Source organism: Caballeronia telluris, assembly GCF_001544495.1.
In the GTDB taxonomy this organism is placed as follows: domain Bacteria; phylum Pseudomonadota; class Gammaproteobacteria; order Burkholderiales; family Burkholderiaceae; genus Caballeronia; species Caballeronia telluris.
Genome location: NZ_FCNZ02000157.1, coordinates 1 through 569, shown reverse-complemented (window position 1 = coordinate 569; position 569 = coordinate 1). Strand labels below are relative to the sequence as shown.

Below are 569 nucleotides of genomic sequence, written 5' to 3'. Positions count from 1 at the left end.
CCGATGCCGGAGATTGCGGATTTCGTCGCAAAGCTGCGTGACGCATTCGGCGATGCGACCATTGACGAGGCTATCGCGCGCGGCAGGGCCGGAGAGCAGACCTTTCGCGCAGGAAAGCGGCCGAACGGTCGGCACGAGGTCGATTGACGATTTCAACCGCTGGGTCGCCGACGGCAGCGTGCGCAACCAGCATTATTGCAAGGGATGCGATGGCTCATGTGTTGGAACGGGCGTGCGCTGCAGCCAGCGAACGTGATTGGACGGCCCCGACGGTTGATTCTCGCCGCCTCGCCCGCACCTCCGTTCAGATGGAATGAAGCCTGAAATAATCAAGCGGAACGAGCAGCCATAACGATGCACAAACTCGATATTGACAAAGTCCCGGGCTCACGCGCCGACCTGCTGTGTTTCCTGGTCGCGACTGTCGCTGCGTCTCATACACTCACATACGAGTGGCGGGTTGACCATCTCGTTGAGAGCTTTCGAATCTGGCTCGCGCGAAACGCCGTTTCGATGGACTGGCTCGACCGAGTGCTCCTCGGGCAGCTTGCGCTGAAGATTGCGAAGCG

1 pseudogene is annotated in these 569 nt (G+C 60.3%); it reads left to right on the top strand.

Going from position 1 to position 569, the window contains the following annotated elements:
- Positions 1 to 354: 354 nt before the first annotated feature.
- Positions 355 to 569 (top strand): annotated as a pseudogene (locus AWB66_RS34860) (hypothetical protein); the annotation flags it as partial.